15 protein-coding genes and 1 riboswitch are annotated in these 20314 nt (G+C 66.3%); of the genes, 11 read left to right on the top strand and 4 right to left on the bottom strand.

The features are described from left to right. The first annotated feature begins 80 nt into the window (after positions 1-80). The 5 genes from NLI89_RS08040 (at position 81) to NLI89_RS08020 (ending at position 5358) form a co-directional block, all read left to right on the top strand. Entirely contained in the window at positions 81-1268 is a 1188-nt protein-coding gene (locus NLI89_RS08040; RefSeq protein WP_254686558.1) for an aspartyl protease family protein, read from the top strand. A 79-nt stretch (positions 1269-1347) separates the two neighbouring features. Then, positions 1348-1698 (top strand): GFA family protein, encoded by a 351-nt coding sequence (locus tag NLI89_RS08035; protein WP_254686557.1) that lies wholly within the window; start codon positions 1348-1350, stop codon positions 1696-1698. A gap of 280 nt (positions 1699-1978) precedes the next feature. Beyond that, positions 1979-2308 (top strand): UrcA family protein, encoded by a 330-nt coding sequence (locus tag NLI89_RS08030; protein WP_254686556.1) that lies wholly within the window; start codon positions 1979-1981, stop codon positions 2306-2308. Positions 2309-2563: 255 nt separating this feature from the next. Then, positions 2564-4234, top strand: a complete 1671-nt coding sequence (locus NLI89_RS08025) for an inorganic phosphate transporter (RefSeq protein WP_254686555.1) — start codon at positions 2564-2566, stop codon at positions 4232-4234. Between the two features lie 176 nt (positions 4235-4410). Then, positions 4411-5358: a hypothetical protein gene (locus NLI89_RS08020; protein WP_254686554.1), complete on the top strand. Its 948-nt coding sequence runs from the start codon at positions 4411-4413 to the stop codon at positions 5356-5358. Here NLI89_RS08020 and NLI89_RS08015 read toward each other — a convergent pair. After that, entirely contained in the window at positions 5274-6506 is a 1233-nt protein-coding gene (locus tag NLI89_RS08015; RefSeq protein ID WP_254686553.1) for a glycosyltransferase family 4 protein, read from the bottom strand. The genes NLI89_RS08020 and NLI89_RS08015 overlap by 85 nt on opposite strands. 127 nt (positions 6507-6633) lie before the next feature. On the opposite strand from NLI89_RS08015, the gene NLI89_RS08010 reads away from it, so the two are divergent. Both NLI89_RS08010 and NLI89_RS08005 read left to right on the top strand, forming a co-directional pair. Continuing rightward, positions 6634-8739 carry an HAD-IIB family hydrolase gene (locus tag NLI89_RS08010; RefSeq protein WP_254686552.1) on the top strand — a complete coding sequence of 702 codons (2106 nt, stop codon included), beginning with the start codon at positions 6634-6636 and terminating at the stop codon, positions 8737-8739. After that, positions 8736-9593 carry a glycosyltransferase family 2 protein gene (locus NLI89_RS08005; RefSeq protein ID WP_254686551.1) on the top strand — a complete coding sequence of 286 codons (858 nt, stop codon included), beginning with the start codon at positions 8736-8738 and terminating at the stop codon, positions 9591-9593. Before NLI89_RS08010 ends, NLI89_RS08005 begins: the two co-directional genes overlap by 4 nt. Positions 9594-9920: 327 nt before the next feature. On the opposite strand, the gene NLI89_RS08000 is transcribed toward NLI89_RS08005, so the two are convergent. Both NLI89_RS08000 and NLI89_RS07995 read right to left on the bottom strand, forming a co-directional pair. After that, positions 9921-11021, bottom strand: coding sequence for a glycosyltransferase (locus NLI89_RS08000; RefSeq protein WP_254686550.1), 1101 nt, complete (start codon positions 11019-11021; stop codon positions 9921-9923). Beyond that, positions 11018-11842 (bottom strand): hypothetical protein, encoded by an 825-nt coding sequence (locus tag NLI89_RS07995; protein WP_254686549.1) that lies wholly within the window; start codon positions 11840-11842, stop codon positions 11018-11020. Before NLI89_RS07995 ends, NLI89_RS08000 begins: the two co-directional genes overlap by 4 nt. 323 nt (positions 11843-12165) lie before the next feature. Here NLI89_RS07995 and NLI89_RS07990 point away from each other — a divergent pair, with 323 nt between their 5' ends. The 3 genes from NLI89_RS07990 (at position 12166) to NLI89_RS07980 (ending at position 17080) form a co-directional block, all read left to right on the top strand. Continuing rightward, positions 12166-15018 (top strand): TonB-dependent receptor, encoded by a 2853-nt coding sequence (locus NLI89_RS07990; RefSeq protein ID WP_254686548.1) that lies wholly within the window; start codon positions 12166-12168, stop codon positions 15016-15018. Positions 15019-15229: 211 nt separating this feature from the next. Continuing rightward, positions 15230-16144, top strand: coding sequence for a response regulator (locus tag NLI89_RS07985; protein ID WP_254686547.1), 915 nt, complete (start codon positions 15230-15232; stop codon positions 16142-16144). A 96-nt stretch (positions 16145-16240) separates the two neighbouring features. Then, positions 16241-17080, top strand: coding sequence for an amidohydrolase family protein (locus NLI89_RS07980; protein ID WP_254686612.1), 840 nt, complete (start codon positions 16241-16243; stop codon positions 17078-17080). 22 nt (positions 17081-17102) lie between these two features. Here the strand turns inward: NLI89_RS07980 and NLI89_RS07975 are convergent, their stop codons facing one another. After that, positions 17103-17951 (bottom strand): type 1 glutamine amidotransferase, encoded by an 849-nt coding sequence (locus NLI89_RS07975; protein WP_254686546.1) that lies wholly within the window; start codon positions 17949-17951, stop codon positions 17103-17105. A gap of 214 nt (positions 17952-18165) precedes the next feature. Here NLI89_RS07975 and NLI89_RS07970 point away from each other — a divergent pair, with 214 nt between their 5' ends. After that, complete coding sequence (locus NLI89_RS07970; RefSeq protein WP_254686545.1) at positions 18166-20148, top strand: glycoside hydrolase family 127 protein; 1983 nt, start codon at positions 18166-18168, stop codon at positions 20146-20148. Positions 20149-20197: 49 nt separating this feature from the next. Beyond that, positions 20198-20307, top strand: a riboswitch (TPP riboswitch). The last annotated feature ends 7 nt before the right edge of the window (positions 20308-20314 follow it).

The following is a 20314-nucleotide window of genomic DNA, read 5'->3' as shown; positions in this document are numbered from 1 at the left end:
GCGGCCGATCGGGCAAGCACTTGGTCTTGTCGGCGCGACGGCATGCGGTAGGGTGGTGGTGCGTGCCAGGGAGATGCCGGATGGATCGACGTGACGTGATTCGGATGCTGGCGGTGGCCGGCGGTGGCATTGCGATCGACACGATCGGCGTGGCGCGCGCGATCGCGGCCGAGCCCGGGCGCGTGCTGGTCAGCAAGATCGAACTTGTCGGCAGCCGCGTCGTGATGGCGGTGATGATCGGCGATGCGGGACCGTATCTGTTTGCCATCGACACTGGTGGCTTTCTCAGCCTGATCGACAACGAGCTGGCAAAATCCCTCAAGCTGACCCCGACGGGCATGACCCGAGCTTCGGGCGTGGGCGGACGGACGACCGTGCCCGTCTACCTCGCTCGCGACATCGTGTTCGGCGGGGGCGTTCGGCAGAACGCGGTCGCTTTCGCCGGCGTGGACGGTTTCGGTTTCGGCAGCGACGTGAAAGGAATGCTCGCCGCCGGGATACTGACCACGATGGACAGCGACCTCGACATCGAGGCCGGCGAGTGGCGGACCTATCCCGACGGGCACCCGCCGCGGACCGGCTATTACCGGATCGAGTCCGCGATCAGCGACATGGCGTCGGGGAGCGGACCTGGCGCCGGATCGCGGCATCTGTACGGGAGTGCAACGGTCGGGGGCAGGGGCCTGCGGTTCCTGCTCGATACGGGGGCGCCGGGCGGATTGTCGCTTGATCGGCCGACCGCGCAATCGCTCGGGTTGTGGAACGAGACGCAGCCCTACGCGCCGGTGCGGCCGCGCGGGATCGGCGGACAGGCCGGGATTGCCAGGATCGTGCGCGCCGCCAGCTTCACGTTCGGCGACTCGCAGTTCGACCGCCCATTGGTCATGCTTCGCGGCGAGGGAGACACGCGGCCGCGGGTCAACGGCATCATCGGGTTGCAGGTATTGCGGCAGTTCAACCTGTCGACGGACGTGCGGGCGCGTGCGCTGTGGGTCAAACGGCACACCACCGCCGACGCTTCGGAAGAGCGCTATGGGATGTCGGGGCTGTGGATCGACCGGAAAGGCGAAAGCATGACCGTGGCCGCGGTCGGTACGGGCAGTCCGGCTGCTGCTGCGGGCGTCAAGATCGGCGACCGGATCGTCGGCGAACCGTTCCCGACGGTGATCCGCAAGATCAGCGGCGCGCCGGGTACGCCAGTGACGCTGTCGGTCGAACGGGGTGGCATCGCGTCGGACCGGACGTTCGTCCTCAAGCCGTTTCTGTAGGATGAGGGCCGTTTCTGTAGGATGAGGATTGCCGTCGGCAGGGCCGTGTCGAGCAAACAGGGACTATAGGGGACTGGCCATGACGACAAAAATGACGGGGCGGTGCCATTGCGGCGCGATCCACTACGAAACCCAGGGCGAGCCCGAGCATCATGCGCTGTGTCATTGCGGCGATTGCCGTCGGAGTTCGGGCGCGCCGATGGTCGGCTGGATCGCGTTCAAGACGGAGCAGGTGACGATCTCGGGCGATCCGGTGACGTACGAATCGTCCGCATCTGGCCGGCGGCAGTTCTGCGGGCGGTGCGGGACGGGGCTGTCCTATGCCAACGCCGAATTTTTGCCGGGAATCATCGATGTGCAGTCATGTACGCTCGACGATCCCGAAGCGGTGACGCCGGGTGCGCATATCCAGGTGGCCGATCGCCTGTAGTGGATGGCGGACGTGGCCGCATTGCCTGCGTTCGAGCGATATCCGGGCATGTGACATCGGGCCGTTCGCGCGGCGCTTGCGACTATGTGCGGCGAATGGTGGTGGCGGTGTCGAACCGTCGCGAAAGCGTCGCGTGGGCGTCATGAAGCGAGCCTAGGAACTGCGCAGCGACGAGGTTCGTCGTCGGAGATGCCGCATACAGAAAGGCGTCCCGACGCACTGGCGCCGTCGCCCGCAGGCCGAGGCCCGCGGACCGCAGGACCAATCGAGGAACATCATCATGAAGCTTTTCATCAGCGTCGCTTCGGCGGCGATCGTCGGCGCGTGCCTGTTCTCGGCGGGCGCATCGGCCAGTCCCGCGCGCGAACCGGTGTCGGTGCGCGTATCGCGCGCCGGGCTCGACCTGACCAGCGATGCCGGGCGGACCGCGTTCCAGCGCCGGCTGCGCTCGGCAATCGCCAGCGCCTGCCAGCCGCGGACCGGTGGCCTCGACGCGCTCGCCGATTCGCGGCAGTGCCGTCAGGAGATGACCGCGGATGCGAGCGTGAAGCTGGCCGCGTTGCTCGGAGGGAGCGGGACCCAACTCGCCAGCATCGGCGCTGTTCGCTGAACTAGCGCGCTGATCGGGCCAAGGACGTCGGTTCTCATCGATCCTCCCCCGCAAGGGGGAGGTGGCTGGCGCATGCCAGACGGAGGGGGAGGTAGGCGACACATCGGTTGCGTGTCCTCCCCCTCCGTCACCTTCGGTGCCACCTCCCCCTGGCGGGGGAGGATCGTTGAGGGCGGCGTCCCAAATCAGGCCGGACCATCGCTTGATCTGCATCTGTCATAAGATTGTCATCGTAAGGGCCGACTGCACATTCCCATGGCAACCTCCACATTTGCACCTGACGCGCTAACCGCTGATTCGAGCGCTGCGGCGTCGGCGCCGCACACTGGTCCCAAGCTCGATCATTCGCTGCATCCCGCGGGGCGGTGGCTGTTCCTTGCCGTGCTGATCGGTGGGCTCGCCTATGCCGGGTTCAGCATCGCCTTCGACACCGCGCAGGTCGGCGAAAGCCTCGCGGGCGGGGCGTTCGCGTTCCTCGCGCTCGCGCTGCTGATCGCGCTCGGGTTCGAGTTCGTGAACGGCTTCCACGACACCGCCAACGCGGTCGCGACCGTCATCTACACGCACTCGATGCCCGCGCCGCTCGCGGTCGTGTGGTCCGGGTTTTGCAATTTCCTTGGCGTGATGCTGTCGTCGGGCGCGGTGGCGTATGCGATCGTCACGCTGTTGCCCGTCGACCTGATCCTCAACGTCGGCAGCGTCGGCGGGTTCGCGATGATCTTCGCGCTGCTGCTCGCGGCGATCGTGTGGAACCTCGCGACCTGGGCGGTCGGGCTGCCCAATTCGTCGAGCCACGCGCTGATCGGCTCGATCCTCGGCGTCGGCCTCGCCAACCAGCTTATCAGCGGCGGCGGAGCGGACGGCACCTCGGGCGTCGACATGGCGCAGGTCTGGAAAGTGCTCTCCGCGCTCGCGTTCAGCCCGGTCGTCGGCTTCGTCGGCGCGCTGTTGCTGTTGCTCGTGATGAAGCGGTTCCTCCGCGACAAGAAACTATACGAGGCCCCCGAGGGCCAGACGCCACCGCCGCGCGGCATCCGGGCGCTGCTGATCGGCACCTGCACCGCGGTCAGCTTCGCGCATGGCAGCAACGACGGGCAGAAGGGGATGGGGCTGATCATGCTCATCCTGATCGGTTGCGCGCCGACCGCCTATGCGCTCAACCGGACGATGCCCGAGAGCGCGACGCCCGCCTTCGTCCAGGCGGCGCAGGCCGCGTCGGCGGCCTATGTCGCGCATGCCAACGGCGTGCCCGCCACGGTCGGCGCGGCCCGTACGACGGTGACGCAGGCGCTGAAATCGAAGCGTGTCGCGGACCCGGTCGTGTACGGCGCGCTGGCGACTCTGTCGAACGACGTGTCGAGCCGGATCGCGGGCTATGGCTCGCTCGGCAAGGTGCCGGCTGCGGCGACGCCGAACCTGCGCAACGACATGTACCTCGTGCTCGACACGACCAAGCTGATCGCCGCCGACAAGGCCGCGCAAGGGCGCTTCACCGCGCAGGAGATCACCACGCTGAAGGAGTATGGCGGCAAGCTGGAGCAGGGCACGCGCTATATCCCGACCTGGGTGAAGATCACCGTCGCGCTCGCGCTGGGCCTGGGCACGATGGTCGGATGGAAGCGGATCGTCGTCACCGTCGGCGAGCGGATCGGCAAGACACACCTGACCTATGGCATGGGCGCGTCGGCCGAACTGGTTGCGGCGGCGACGATCCTGCTGGCGGTGAATTTCGGCATGCCGGTATCGACCACGCACATCCTGTCGTCGGGCGTCGCGGGTGCTAGCGTCGCCAATGGGGCGGGCTTGCAGCGGCGCACGGTGATGAACATGGCGCTGGCCTGGGTGATGACGCTGCCGGTGGCGATGCTGTTGTCGGGTGGGCTGTACTGGCTGCTGCTGACGCTGGCGCATTCGCTGGGGTATTGATTTTCTCGTGTCCTCCCCTCTGAGGGGAGGTGGCTGGCTCTTGCCAGACGGAGGGGTGGCGCGCTCAACTCGGGGCGGATACCCCTCCGTCAGTCCCTGCGGGACTGCCACCTCCCCCAATGGGGGAGGATTAGGTTCGGCGGAACCACGCGCGCACGCGGCGGGTTGCCGGCCCCATGCGATTACGATGCTCGATCTGCGGAAATTGGGACTGGCTCGCGCGCGACGACTGGTCCGAGTGTAGCCATTGCCGGCTGCTGGTACGCGATGTGCGCGAGGTCGGCGAAGTGTCACGCGACATCGTCGCACGGCTCGAATGCGGCATCGTCGATCTGAAGCTCGACCCGGCCAAGCGGTGGACGCTCGACCCGGCGGGTTTGCGCAACGCCGCATGGCGCTTCGGGTTCGAGGTAGCGCCCATCGCAGAGACCGCCGACGATGCGCGGTTTCCGCCGGACTATAGTCCCGCCCGAGCGCATTCTACCCGAGCGAAAACCGAACCCCACCGGATAGGGCTCGGCATCATGGCGCGCACCGCCGACGCGGCCGATATCGTCGAGATCGCGACCGACTATCGCGACGCCTTTGCCCGGATCGTCGTGCTTCTCGACGGCACGGCGGACGAAGCAGGCGAGCTTGCCGCACGGCTCCCGTGGATCGAGGTCGCATACCACCCGCTGGCAGGCGATTTCGCCGCACAACGCAACCGCCTCCAGGACACGATGCAGACCCGCTGGGTGTTGCAGATCGACACCGACGAGCGCCCCGATGCCGCCTTGCTCGGCGCGCTGGGCTGGCTGGTCGCGGCGGCGGACCGCGACGGTTTGCGCTCGCTCGGCCTTCCGCGCCGCAATCTCGTCGATGGCATCCAGTCCGCGTCTTATCCCGATATCCAGTACCGTCTGAACCGGAGCGACATCCGCTTCGCCCGGCGGGTCCACGAACGCCCGGCCGTACCGTTCGTAGAGAGTTCGCTCGCATTGGCCGGCGCGCTCGAACACCGGCTCGACGGCGAACGGGTGCGCGAGCGGACGCGGATCTACGAGGCCATGTCGACCGGTGCCGGCAGGCCCGAGGACGAGGCGTTGCTGCTCGCGGCCTTCGATCCCGTGGCGGTGCGATAGGCCGCGATCGTCTGCGCGGCGAGCGTGTCGCGCGTGAACATGCCGGCGGCCCGGCGGCTTGCCGCTGCGTAGTGCGCGCGCAAGATCGGGTCCTCGATCAGCCGCTGGACCTGCGTCGCCAGATCGTCGCCGGTACAGGTCTTCGCCAGCAATCCGACGCCACTCTCGCCGATGAACAGCCGCGCGCTCGGGTCTTCCGCACAGGCGACGACCGGGCGACCGAACATCATCGCCTCCTGATACACCAGCCCGAAGCTCTCGTACCGCGATGGTGCGACGATCACGTGCGCAGCCTCGATCAGGTCATGCAGCGCCGCTTCGTCGACGCGGTGGTGGCAGGTCAGCCGCGCACGGGCAGAAGCGGGGATCGCGCCGACTTCCTCCGCACGTACGCCGACGATCGTCAGCCGGAAGTCGCGCATCCCGGCATCCGCACGGCGCGACAGGATGCGAAGCGCCATGATCAACGCGTCGAAGCCCTTGCGATGCTCGTCGCGCCCGACGAACAGCAGGTCTATCGGTTCGCCGAGCGGGTAGGTCGCCGCGGAGCCGCGCGCGACGATCTCCGGCGGCAGGCTGAGGCCGATCACCGCGTGCCGTGCGCTGTCGCCGGGCGCCGCGACGCCGTACAGCGCCGCGATCTTGTCGCCGTGAAGCTGCGTGTTCGAGATCAGCGCCTTGCTGAAGCGTGCGGCGATCCGTTCCGCCAGCATTGCGGCGCGGCGATCGAACCGGTCGCGCAGGCTCGTCACCGTCTCCGCCGAGGTGGCCGCCGGGGTCGAGTTGCGCGTCACCAGCGGCGCGGGGCCGGTGAGCGCGATCGCCAGACCTGGCGCATACCAGTTGGTCGCCTCGACAATGTCGAAGCTTGCGCGGCCGTGCTCGCGCCCGACCGCCCGGCGGAATGCTAAAGGCGCCACGAGATGGCCGATCCCCGCGATCTTCCGCAACCCGGCCGCGAGGGACCCCTCGCGCAGGCCGCAGCCGATGACGGTAACCCGGCCGTCGCGGCTGTCTTCGCGTCGATCCATCGTGAACACGCAGACGTCGTGGCCAGCATCCGCCAGCGATTGCGCAATCTCGCGAGCGGCGCGCGTAAGTCCGCTTTTCTCAGGGGGATAGGCCCAGGTGAGTAGAGCGATCCTCATGATGCGTTGTCGCAAGTCGAACGGCGCGCCGAATAGAACGTACTAATCTGCGTCAATACAAGGGTTTCGAGGGTCATCTGCCCGGAACTCGGCAACCCCGCGGGGGGTTCCTTTGGGTGAATCACAGATGAACGGGGCAAGGGTGTTCGTACTTCATATCGCGTTGCAGGGATGTTTACGCGCAACCGACGTTGAATACGGAATCACCGCCGATACCGGTGGCCATATCCGCTATCTGCTCGATCTGGTCGCCGCCAGCGGTCGAAATCCGGCGATCGATCGGATGGAAATCGTCACCCGCGCCTTCCGCCACGCCGTCTATGCCGAATGCTATGCCGAGCCGGTCGAGACGATCGACGGCACCACGCGGATCGTCCGCCTGCCGACCGCGTCCGACGCCTATCTGGTCAAGGAAGACCTGTGGACCGAGCATGACAGCCTGGTCGAGGCCCTCGTCGCGCATATCGCCACGCTCAACCGCACACCCGACGTCATCCACGCGCATTATGCCGATGCTGGGCTGATCGCTGCGCGAGTCTCGTCGCGTACCGGCATTCCCTATGTCTTCACCGCGCACTCGCTGGGCCGCGTGAAGCTGGCCGCGTTCGACCGCGATTGTGCGGAGACTGCCGGGCTGGATCGCCGCATCGCGATCGAGGAGGAGGCGATTGCCGGCGCCGCCGCGATCATCGCCTCTTCGCGCGACGAGGCGGAGGTCCAGTATGCTGATTATGCTGCCTATGATCCCGGTCGGATCCGCGTGTTCGCGCCCGGCAGCGACCTCAAGCAGTTCGCGAACTGCCGTGCCGACCTGCGTGTCGATGCGTTGATCGACCGGTTCCTCGACGATCCTTCAAAGCCGGTGATCCTCGCCATCGCGCGCCCGGTGACCAAAAAGAACCTTGCCGCGCTCGTTCACGCCTATGGCCGCTCGCCCGCGTTGCAGGCCGCGGCGAACCTCGTGATCCTGGCGGGTACGCGCGACGACAGTGCGACGCTGGAGCCCGAGATTCGCGACAACATCGCTGAGCTGCTCCAACTGATCGACCGCTACGATTTGTACGGCAAGGTCGCCTATCCCAAGCAGCATCGTCCCGACGATATCGCCGCTGTTTATGCCTACGCTCGCACTCGACGTGGTATCTTCGTCAACCCGGCGCTCAACGAACCGTTCGGGCTCACCTTGCTCGAAGCCGCGGCGAGCGGGTTGCCGGTGGTCGCGACCGACAGTGGCGGTCCGAACGATATCGTCGAGACCTGCGGCAACGGCATCCTCGTCGACCCGCGCTCGGCCTCCGCGATCACCGATGCGATCCTCAAGATCCTCGACGATCCCTCGCTCTGGTCGCGCTATTCGGCAGCCGGGTCGGTCGCGATCCGGGCCTATGATTGGGACCGCCATGTGCAGCTTTATGTGGGGCTGCTCGAAGAGGTCATCGGCGCCTCCGCACCACCGGTCGCCGAGCGCGAAACGGCTTTGCTGCTCGTGTCCGACATCGATGGAACGCTGATCGGTTGCGCGCAGGGCGTCGGCGACTTCGCTGCATGGCACGAGGCGCAGACTGACGTCGCGTTCGCGATCGCCACCGGGCGCAGTTTCCACAGCGCGATGGCGGTGCTCGGCCAGCATGATGCGCCACGCCCCGAAATCCTGATCACGTCGGTCGGGTCGGAAATCTATTACCGGACGGTGCGCGGCGCGGTGTACGATCGCGACACCGAATGGGACGGGATCATCGCCGCAGGCTGGGATCGCGAGGCGGTTGCTGCGCTGATCGGGCAATATGCAGGGCTGACCCCGCAAAGCCCGCTCGAACAGCGCCGGTTCAAGCTCAGCTATTTTGCCGACGGCGACATGGCGGCGGCCGAGCGCGTCCGCGCGCTGCTGGCGGAGCACGGCCATAGCTGTTCGATCATCCAGAGCCATGGCCGCTATCTCGACGTCCTGCCGCACGCCGCGTCTAAAGGCACCGCGGTCGAGCATGTCCGCCGCCGCCTCGGCCTCGAACCGCGCCAGGTGATCGTCGCAGGCGACAGCGGCAACGATATCGAGATGCTGCGCTCGTCACGGCACGCGATCATCGTCGCGAATTATTCCGACGGCCTAGGCACGCGCGCGGACCTTGCGCACGGCTATGTCGCGGTCGGCCACCACGCGCGCGGGGTCATCGAAGGCGTGGCGTATTTCCGCGCCGCAGCCGGACACGGCGAACGGATCAAGCAGGCGTCGTGAGCGTCAGCGCCCTGACGCTGGTCCGCGGCCGCCGCACGCATCTGGTCAACCTGATCGCCGGGCTGAACGCATCGACGCGCAAGCCCGACGAACTGGTGGTCGCGTATATGCAGGACGCGCCGCATGCCGATCTGCCGGCGACCGATTTCCCGATGCGCAATGTGTTCGTCGAGGGCGACGAGATGCCATTGGCCGCTGCCCGCAACCGTGCCGCGGCGACGGCGGTCGGCGAGCAGTTGATTTTCCTCGACGTCGATTGCGTGCCGTCGCCGACCTTGGTCGAGCGCTATGCCGAGACGGCAGGTTGGCCGGGCGGCATTCGGCTCGGCGAGGTGCTCTATCTCCCGGCGGGGGCGATCGATGGCGCGATCGACGTCGATGCGCTCGACCGGATCGGCGTGCGCCACCCTGCCAAGCCACCGATCGCGACCGACGAAATTCGTCCTACGCCCAGCCACGGCGAACTCTGGGGCCTGTCGTTCGCGTTGTCTGCTTCGGACTGGGCGCGGGCAGGGGGCATGGACGAGCGCTATGTCGGCTATGGCGGCGAGGAAACCGACTTCGCCGCGCGGCTGGAGTGTGCCGGCGTGCCGATGTGGTGGATCGGTGGCGCGCGCGCGTATCACCAGCATCACGTCGTCCACACGCCCGCCTTCCAGCATTTCGACGCGATCGTCCGCAACGCGCGGTTGTTCCGTGCGACCTGGGGGCGGTGGTGCATGGACTATTGGCTGGGGCAGTTTGCCGAGCGCGGGCTGATCGCGTGGGATGCGGATACGATTACCGTGTTGCGGGGGCCTACCGCGGCGGAGGTCGCTGCGTCGAGGATGCCGCCGGAGACGCTGTTCAGTTGATGCGAGGTGTGCGTGGCTTCGACCGCCTCTTGAGTGCGCCGGCTCCCAATACGTCACCCCAGCGAAAGCTGGGGTCTTCCGCGTCGCAGCCGACGGGAGTCCCATGACGAGATCCCAGCTTTCGCTGGGACGACGGGTGGAAGAAGATGGGGGCGGGGGGCAGACACGGAAGCCAGCACCTCTCGATCCTCCCCCGCCAGGGGGAGGTGACTGGCGTAGCCAGACGGAGGGGGCGGTAGGCGACACATTTGTTCCATGTCCTTCCCCTCCGTCACCTTCGGCGCCACCTCCCCCTGGCGGGGGGATCGTCTACCCCCGGGAACGTGCTTATCCTGCCGCCCAGAGCGATACCGCCAGCTCTTCCAGATACGCCGCCGCGACCTTCGCCGCGTCGTCGTCATACAACCCGGCCAGCGCCCCGGGATCGAGCGCCTTCGCAGCGTCCAAAATCCCCCGCCACGGCGCCAACGCCCCGGGCCACGCCGGCAGCGCAACCGCCGCCCCAAGCTCCGCCAGCCGCTCCGCCTTGCGTGTCTGCTCGCCGAAATACCGCCACTCGGGCGCGCACACATAAGGCCGCCCGACGCGCGCGATCTCGTGCACCGTGTTGTCGCCCGCCGACGCGATCACCACGTCCGCCGCGGCGATGTGGTCGGTCACGCCCGGCACCCAGCCAAGCTCGACCAGATTGCCGAAGTCGGTCTCATGCCCCTCGCGGTGGACCGGCCCCAGCACCAGCCACAGCGCGTCCGGCACCGCCCGCGCCGCCATCGTCAGCGGCGCATACGGGGTGCCCGCCCCGCCACCACCGGTGAGTACGACGACAATTTCCTGATCCGGATCTAGGCCGAGTTTGGCGCGCGCCTCGGCCTTGGTCGGCACCGGATCGACCGTCGTGCAGAGGCCGCCCGCGTAGCATGTCTTGGCGCGTACCCAGTCCGGCGTGTCGCCCTGCTCGAGCGCTTCGCCGAACGGCGCGAGCAGGCCGACGCTCGCCTGATACGCGCCGAGATGCCCCGGATCGAGCCGGTCGCCGTGCATCCGGATGCTGATCGCCGGGACGCTGGCGATCCGCGCGAGCAGCGCGATCTCCGCCGACACGTCGACCACGAACAGCGCCGGATCGACGTCGTCGAGATGATCCACGATCGTCCGCATCGTCGCCCGCGTCTTCGACACCCCGAGCGGAACGCAGTGCATCACCTCGGGCGTCGCCTGCGCGAACAGCCCCGGGGTCGGCACCGGCGCGCCGATCATGTCGGGCAGCGCCGCGATCGTGATCGGCCGCTCGAACCCGTCGAACAGCGACGGCTTGGCGGTCAGGATCGTCACCGCGCGCTCGGGCGGCAGTTCGCGGATGATCGCCATCGCGCGGTTGGCATGCCCGCGACCCTGGTGATGGATGAAGAACGTGATCGGCTGGCTCATGCCGATCGCTGTACCGGATACGCGCGCAAAGGCGATTGATGCCGATCAGCATAGTCGGCGCTCAACCCGAACGCCGCCTCGACCTCGGGATCGAGCCACGCCGCGATATGCGCCGCATCCTCCGCCGCCAGATCGGGATACGCGGTCGGCACATAGGGCGCATGGCCTTGCCCCTTGTAGCTGGTGATCGGCACGAACGGCTCGTGCCGCTCCAGTCCCATCGCCGCCGCCAGCGCCGTCACGAACGCCGCCGGATCGCGCGCGAACGCGTCATAGCCGAGCAACGCGACGTTGTGCGCGCGGTTCGTCAGCGACGACCAGTGGCGCAGCTTGGCGGTCCGCTTGGCGATGCAATTGGCAAAGCGTTCGCCGGTCTCGGGATTGCGCTCGTGCAGCATCTCGTCGCCGTGCATCGGGTGGCCGGGCTCGATATGCCCGAAATGATCGTCCCAATAACTGTGCCAGTCGCTGCGGATGAACGCGTCGAACGGCTTGGCCTTCAGCTCTGGATGCGCGTGCCACGGCTGGCGGTGCAGGCTGCGCGCCCAGTCATACGCATCGCGCGCCACCACCAGCACCAGCGTATCCTTCACGAACAGCGTCTGCGGGGGCACGAACCAATGCTTGAACCCGAACGCCTCGGTGATCGCGACGCCGGGCATGTTCGCCTCGATCGCGCGCGTGACGAGGTTGGTTCCACTACACCGCTGGCCATAGATCTGGACGCGCGTGATCGGCACGTCGCCACGTTTGACGACCCGCAGCCCGGGCAAAGGCTGTAGCCAGTTCAAGGACTTGGGGGTGTTGGTGGCGATCGACATGATGCCGTGCCGCTAGCCCCGACGCGCGGTTCGTTCAATACCGCCGATCGCGGCAGCCGGCAGGCGACGCGCACCCCCGGTTATGTGTTTCGTGCATGTTCGCAATGTGAATCCCATGACACGCAAAAGTTACGGAAGGTAAAGGTCGGCAATAGGCCGTCATAAACCGTGCCGACCATACAACACCTCACGACGATGACGGTTCGAAGACACTTTAGCGATTGTCGAACATTCAGACGCGCTTCAGATATCGGCGGCGGAACCAATCCGTAATCGCACAAAAATGCCGCAATACATGGGATTGCGGTTCAGGGAGTATCGACATGCGTCTGGATTTTCGCAAGCGCCTTCTGGCGTCCACGCTACTGCTTGGGATCGCTACCCCGGTCTGGGCGCAGTCCGCCGACCAGGCATCGCCGGCTTCATCCGCCGATACGGCGACCGATCCGGCCACGACTCCTGCCGTCACGCCCGAGAATGAGGATACGATCGTCGTGACGGGCTCCCGCCTCGGCGGCGAAAGCCTGAGGGCGTCGTCGCCGATCTCGGTGGTCAGCGCCAAGGAGATCGCGCTGTCCGGCCAGATCAATGTCGAGAATATCCTCAAGGATATGCCGCAGCTGATCCCGAGCTCCACCGGTGCCTCGAACAACCCCGGCGGCGGCGTCGCCACCGCGGATCTCCGCGGCCTTGGCTCGACGCGCACGCTCGTTCTCGTCAACAACCGTCGCTATGTCGCCTATGACTCGAATCAGGTCGTTGATCTCAACACCATTCCGTCGGCGCTGATCGAGCGCGTCGACATCGTCACCGGCGGCCGTTCGGCCGTGTACGGGTCGGATGCGATCGGCGGCGTCGTCAACTTCGTGATGAAGAAGGATTTCAGCGGCGTCCAGGCGAACGCGAACTACCGCATCAACGAGGCTGGCGATGGCGGCAACTTCAACGGGAACCTGCTGCTCGGTGGCAATTTCGAGGACGGCCGCGGCAACGCGACGATCTATTTCGACTACACCAAGCGCAACGGCATCCTCCAGTCGGCGCGCGACTATTCGAAGCAGGCGCAGGTCGACGATGGCGAGGGTGGCCTGATCGCGGGTGGCTCGGGTTCGATCGAAGGCACGCGGTTCGCGTTGAGCGGCGTCAACCGCAAGTTCGAGACCGACGGCAGCTACACGCCGTATAATTCGGCGACCGACGCCTATAATTATGCGCCGTCGAACTATCTTCAGGTGCCCCAGGAACGGTTCCTGATGAGCGCGCAGACGCATTACGAGGTCAGCAAGGCGTTCAACGTCTATGCCGAAGGTCAGCTGATCAACAACCGCGTCAAGAACCAGCTCGCGCCGACGCCGTTCACCGGGTCCGTCCAGATCGACGTCGATTCGTCATTCCTGTCGCCCAGCTCGCAGACCCTGTTGCGCGGTCTCGACACGGACGGCGACGGTTATGTCACCTCGACCATCTATCGCCGCCTGACCGAGGTCGGGGCGCGTGTGTCGAGCAACGACAACACGGCCTACCGCGCCGTGCTCGGCGCCAATGGCGATATCGGCAGCGGCTGGAACTACGATGCGTATTACAGCTATTCGCGGACGCGTTCGACCGAAACCCAATCGGGCAACGTCTCGCGCAGCCGCGTGCTGCAGGCGCTCAAGACCACGTACGATTCCAGTGGTAATCTGGTGTGCTCGGATACCAGCAATGGCTGCGTTCCACTGAACATCTACGGTGCAGGCAACATCAGCGCAGCGGCTGCGAATTTCATCTCGATCCCGACGCAGAACAGCAGCACGATCAGCGAGCAGGTCGCCAGCGCATCGATCTCTAACCGCAACCTGTTCGATCTCGGCGCAGGCCCGGTCGGCATTGTTTTCGGCACCGAGTATCGCCGCGAATATGGCAGCTACAGTCCGGACTTCGCGCTGTCGTCCGGCGATGTCGTCGGCTTTAACGGCGGCGAAGGGCTGAGCGGCGGTTACGACGTCAAGGAAGCCTATACCGAAGTCGCCGTCCCGTTGCTGGCCGATATCCCGCTGATCAAGAAGCTCGAAGTGAATGGCGCGTATCGCTATTCCTATTACTCGACCGCGGCAAAGTCGGTGAACACCTATTCGGGTGGTGTCGTCTGGTCGCTGATCGACGACATCTCGCTCCGGGGGCAATATTCGCGGGCCGTGCGCGCACCGACCGTGAACGATCTCTACAGCGGCTCGTCTCAGGATTTCCCGGCAGCGACGGATCCCTGCACGACCGCGGTTGCACTGACGAACACCAACCTGAACGCAAGCTGCCTCTCGACCGGCGTCCCTGCCTCGTTGATCGGCACCGCCTATGATGGTGGCAGCACGCAGATCCAAACCGTCAATGGCGGCAACCCGGCGCTGCGCGAGGAGACCTCGGATACGTATACCGCAGGCATCGTCCTGCAGCCGCGCTTCCTGCCCGGTTTCTCGTTCACCGCCGATTATTACAAGATCAAGATCGCGAACTACATCTCCACGGTCGGCACGACCAACCTGATCCGTGCCTGCTATGGCGATGCCAGCAACAACTACACGCCGTACAATTCCAGCTACTGCTCGTCGTTGCCGCGTGACTCCAACAGCTACGCGATCACCGATGCCGTCAACACGCTGGCCAATACCGGCGGCGTATCGACCCGTGGCGTCGATTTCGAGGCGCGGTACGGGCTTCCGCTCGATTTCGGTGCCTTCGGGAGCACGACCAGCAAGCTCGACTTCCGGGTCAGCGGGACACGGTTGATCGCGTTCGACTACAATCCGCTGGCGGCGATCCCTGACCTGACGATCAACTGTGCGGGCAAGTTTGGTACGACATGCGGCAACCCGTATGCCAAATGGCGCCTGTCGGGCCGGACGACCTACTCGACCGGACCAGTGACGGTGTCGTTGCTGTATCGTTACCTGTCGCCGGTAAAGGACGACGATGACGGCACGATCTACGCCGTCGAGAAGATCAAGGCGTATCACTATTTCGACCTGACCACGTCGTTCGAGGTGAAGCCCGGCTTCACCTGGTCGGTCGGGATGAACAACATCTTCAACAAGAAGCCTCCCATCCTGGGCGACAACCAGGAACAGGCGAACACCTATCCGTCGACCTACGACCCGTACGGCCGCGCGTTCTTCGTCAGCACGAACGTCAAGTTCTAGCGGCGAAGCGCCTGCAATCCTCTCCGCCAGGCGGAGGATTGCAGGCACTGCCCGACGGGACGTGCGCTCCTTACCCTGCGCTGCCCCCGCCTCCATGTCACCGTGGCGGCAGGGGCAGGGCAGGGCTTTTCCGACTTCGCAATATTGCGTGCAGGCCTTGCTGATACGCGCTTTGTAACAACCGGACATATCGCGGACAAATGCGCGATCCATGACCGCGTACATGATCGCAAACCATTACGGCCTCCCCGTTTCCGTCTCGCTGGGTTCACATGGCCCCGCCCCGCATGGCCCGGCTTCGCATGGCCCGGCTTCGCATGGCCCCGCCTCGCAACTCGACGACCACCCAGCCATCGACGGCACCGATGCCGGCAGTGCGCGCATCGTCATCGTCGACGACGATCCCGGCCTGCGCGAACTGCTCACCGAGTTCCTCGTCGATCACGGCCTGCGCGCCGAAGCGGTCGATAGCGGCGCGGCACTACGCACCCGCCTCGGCCGATCGCCGTGCGACCTGATCGTGCTCGACATGATGATGCCCGGCGAGGACGGCCTGTCCGTGCTGCGGACGCTGACCCGTAATGGCCAGGCACCGGCGGTCATCATGTTCTCGGCACTGGCGAGCGAGGTCGACCGGGTCGTCGCGCTCGAACTGGGCGCGGACGATTACGTCACCAAACCCTCCAGCCCGCGCGAGATCCTCGCCCGGATCCGTTCGGTCCTGCGCCGGCGCGGCGCCGGGCTCGCGCACATGAATGGCGCATCGAATGCGGAGCAACAGGGCGACGGCGCGGTACCGGCGGCGCGGGCGATGACCTTCGCGTTCGCCGGCTGGACGCTCGATTGCCGGATGCGCACGCTCTACGCGCCCGACGGCACGATGGTCCGCCTGACCGATGGCGAGTTCCAGTTGCTCAACGTGTTCGTGTCGCAGCCGCAGACCGTGCATTCGCGCGACGACATGATCGCGCAGTCGGGCCGCACCGACAGCATGGCACGTGGGCGGACGATCGACGTGAACATCAGCCGCCTGCGTCGCAAGCTGCACGCCTATGATACCGTCGAGATCATCCGGACGGTGCGCGGCAATGGCTATATCTTCATGCCGACCGTGACCGCGGCCTGAGCCGTCCCGCGATTGCGACGCGGGCGCCGTCGCAATACACGACGCGTGTATGACGCCATTGCAATCCTTGCTCTCGTTCGCGCGCGGCCGCCGGTGATGCGGATCGACGCGCACCAGCATTTCTGGCGCTATTCGCCGGCCGCGCATCCGTGGATCGAACCCGGCAGCGTACTCGCGCGCGATCATGCGCCGGCCGACCTCATGCCGCTGCTCGATCAGGCCGGGTTCGACGGGTGCATCGCTGTGCAGGCGGAACAGACGGAAGCTGAGACCGACGCGTTGCTCCGGCTCGCCGCGGATACGCCGCGTATCCTGGGTGTGGTTGGCTGGACCGATCTCGCCGCGGGCGATGTCGCAGACCGGCTCGATCAATTGCGTCGGCGTACCGCGCTGGTCGGCTTTAGGCACATGGTGCAGGACGAACCGGCGGACGATTTCCTGCTGACCCCCGCATTCGTGCACGGCGTCCGCGCAGCGCTGGCACGCGGGTTCAGCTACGACATCCTCGTCAAGCCGCGGGAGGCGGGGCATGTCCGCCGGTTCGTCGATCTGGTCGGTGTGGACCAGGTCCGCGACGGGCAGTTGATCCTCGATCACGGCGCCAAGCCCGCGATCGCGGACGGCGGCTGGCAACCCTGGGCCGACGCGATCGCCGACATGGCCCGTGCGCCCGCATTGGTGTGCAAATTGTCGGGGCTGGTGACCGAGGCGGATCATGCGCGCTGGACCGCGGATCACGTCGCGCCGTATCTCGATCACCTGCTCGCGTGTTTCGGGCCCGACCGGCTGATCTACGGCTCCGACTGGCCGGTCTGTCATCTCGCCGCCGACTATCGCACCGTTCACGACCTGATCGACGACTTCGTCACGCGCGCCTGTCCCGAGGCGCGCGACCGAATCTTCGGCGGCACCGCGGCCATCGCCTACGGTCTTTAGCGCCTACGGTCTTTAGCGGCCGTCATCCATCGCGCCGCAGTTCGGCGAGATGATCGAGGAAGTTGGTCAGTTCGATCCGTCGGCTGCCCTCCTGCGCAAACTCGCGGTCGACGCCGAGCGCCCACAGCACCGATCGGCGATCGGGCTCGTCGTGAAGCGCGTCGAGCTTTGCGGCTATCGCCTCGACATCGTCGTCGGTTTGCGCAAGCCCCGCGTCGATAAGGTCCGCCGACTGGCGACGCAATGCGATGGCGATTTCGCCCGGGGCCAGCTCGGGATGATATTGCACGCCCCAGAAGATCCCGCCGGCGTGGCGGATCTCCGCGGCCTGGATCGCGGTCACGCGGTTGCCGGCCAGCAGGGTGGCATTCTCGGGTAGCGTCTCGACCTCGTCGCCGTGGATCGCGGGCGCATCCCAGCTTGCCGCACGCCCCGCCAGCAGCGGATGGTCGCGCCCTGCTTCGGTCGGCGTGATCCGCCGCGCGACGCCGGCCTCCATCCGCTCGGGCATCTTGCGGACCGTACCGCCCGCCGCCACGACCGCCAGTTGCAGCCCCGCGCACGAGCCGAACGACGGCGTGCCGGATGCGAAGACGGTCCGCATGAACGCGATCTGTCGCGCGACTTCGGGCGTGTCGTCGTAGACGTGGAGTGGCGATCCGGTGACGAACACCGCATCGAACGCCCGTATCGCCTCGGCATCCAGGGGTTCGTGGGCGTCGTCGGCGGGGGCGACGATCGTGATTGCGGCATCGGGGCGCAATTGCCGGAGCGTGGCGGCATAGCTCTCACCCGAACTCTTGCCGACATGCGCGCGACGCGCGTCGCGCTGGTCCGCCGTTTCGCTTTCGGCGACGAGAAAATGCAGCAAGGGCAGTCCTTTGATGGCTGGATCGGAAATGAGTGGGTCGAGCATACTGAACGCACCCGCGCGCGTTTCGCCCGTCCCGGGGCGATGATTTCACCGCATCCGGTTGCCCAGCCGCAGGCCGTACGACCTAGCCGGGGTTGCGCGCGGGCTCGCTTGGCGGCATCGTCTGCTACTCAGACAAATAAAGACCCGTGAGTGGCTGGAGGATACCCTGATGAACGACCCGTGCTGTGCCGGACATTCACGTCGCACCTTCCTGACGGGGGTCGGGAGCGGCGCGTTGCTGGCCGGCACGGTGGCGATCGCGCCTCAAGCCGCGCAGGCTCTCGTTCCGCAGGAGACCGTGCGGGATCCGTCGGGCGCCACGGCGGGTGTGCCGGTCGCGACCCTGCGGCCATTCGATTTGTCCGACGTGACGCTGGGTGAGGGACCGTTCCTGCACGCGCAGCGCAAGACCGAGGCGTATCTGCTCGCGCTGAAACCCGATCGGATGCTGGCCAATTTTCGGGTGAATGCGGGTCTGCCGGCGAAGGCGCCGGTCTATGGTGGCTGGGAATCGGACCCGCTCTGGGCGGACATCAACTGTCACGGGCACACCCTCGGACACTATTTGTCGGCCTGTGCACTGGCCTATCGATCGACGGGGGACCGGCGGTTCAAGGACAGGATCGAGCATATCGCGCGCGAACTGGCGGCCTGCCAGGCGGCATCGGGTTCCGGGCTGGTCTGCGCGTTCCCCAAGGGGCCCGCGTTGCTGGTGGCCCATCTGCGCGGCGATACGATCACCGGCGTGCCGTGGTACGCGCTGCACAAGGTGTATGCCGGGTTGCGCGACGCGGTGCTAATGGCGGACAGCGACGCGTCGCGTGCGGTGCTGGTGCGGTTCGCCGACTGGGCGGTGGTGGCGTGCCGGCCGCTGAGCGACGCGCAGTTCGAAACCATGCTGGAAACCGAGCATGGCGGCATGAACGAGGTGTTCGCCGATCTCTACACCATGACCGGGACGGCCGAGTATAAGCGGATGGCCGAGCGGTTTTCGCAAAAGGCGATCCTCGCGCCGCTCGCCCGCCGCCGCGACCACCTCGACGGGCTCCACGCCAACACCCAGGTGCCCAAGATCATCGGCTTCCAGCGTGTGTGGGAAGTGACGGGAAAGCCCGAATATCACGAAGCTTCGATATTCTTCTGGCGGACGGTGGCGCTGACCCGGTCGTTCGCGACCGGCGGGCACGGCGACAACGAGCATTTCTTTCCGGTCGCGGATTTCGCCGACCATGTGTTCTCGGCGAAGGGCTCGGAGACCTGTTGCCAGCACAACATGCTGAAACTCACGCGTGCGCTGTTCCTGCACGACCCGCAGGCCGCCTATGCCGATAATTACGAGCGGACGCTGTATAACGGCATCCTCGCGTCGCAGGACCCGGACAGTGGCATGGCGACCTATTTCCAGGGTGCCCGGCCCGGCTACATGAAGCTGTATCACACGCCCGAGCAATCCTTCTGGTGCTGCACCGGCACGGGGATGGAGAACCACGTCAAATATCGCGACTCGATCTATTTTCACGACGACCGCGCGCTGTACGTCAACCTGTTCGTGCCCTCCGCGGTGACCTGGAAGGACATGGGTGCGGTGCTGACCCAGACCACCGCGTTCCCCGATTCCGCGACGACGACGCTGCGGTGGACGTTGCAGCGCCCGACCGACCTGACGCTGAAGCTGCGCCATCCAGGCTGGAGCCGGACCGCATTGGTGCTGGTCAACGGCGTCGAGGCAGCGCGATCGACCAGCCCCGGCCGGTATCTCGACCTCGCCCGCAACTGGCGCGACGGCGACGCGGTGGAGTTGCGCCTGGACATGCGGACGGGCGTCGAACGGTCGCCCGCCGCGCCCGATATCGTGGCCTTCACGTTCGGCCCGCTCGTGCTCGCCGGTGCCTTCGGGCGCGAGGGCCTCGCGCCGGGGGCGGACATCATCGTCAACGAGCGCAAATATGGCGACTACAACGCCGCACCGTTTACGCCGCCGACGCTGGCGGGTGACCCGGAGACGCTTGCGCGCGGGATCCGTCCGGGCGATCGGCCGCTTGCCTTCACGATCATGTCGGCGGATCGACAACCGATCCGGATGATCCCCTATCATCGCATCGCGCACGAGCGCTACGCGACCTATTGGCAGGTTGCGCCTGCGGTGACGTGAACGATCGAGGCGTTAGCGCTTTCCAATACCGACACGACCACCTAAGCGACGGAAATCCCCGGGGGGCCGCTTATGCGCGGCTGAGAGGTGGGCAGCAGCCCATGACCCGCTGAACCTGATCCGGCTTATACCGGCGTAGGGAGGGTCTGCGGCTGGCCCGTCGTCC

The sequence above is a fragment of the Sphingomonas faeni genome, from assembly GCF_024273235.1.
Lineage (GTDB): Bacteria > Pseudomonadota > Alphaproteobacteria > Sphingomonadales > Sphingomonadaceae > Sphingomonas > Sphingomonas faeni_A.
Note: the sequence above shows the minus strand (reverse complement) of the source record. Positions and strands in the feature narration are given on the sequence as shown.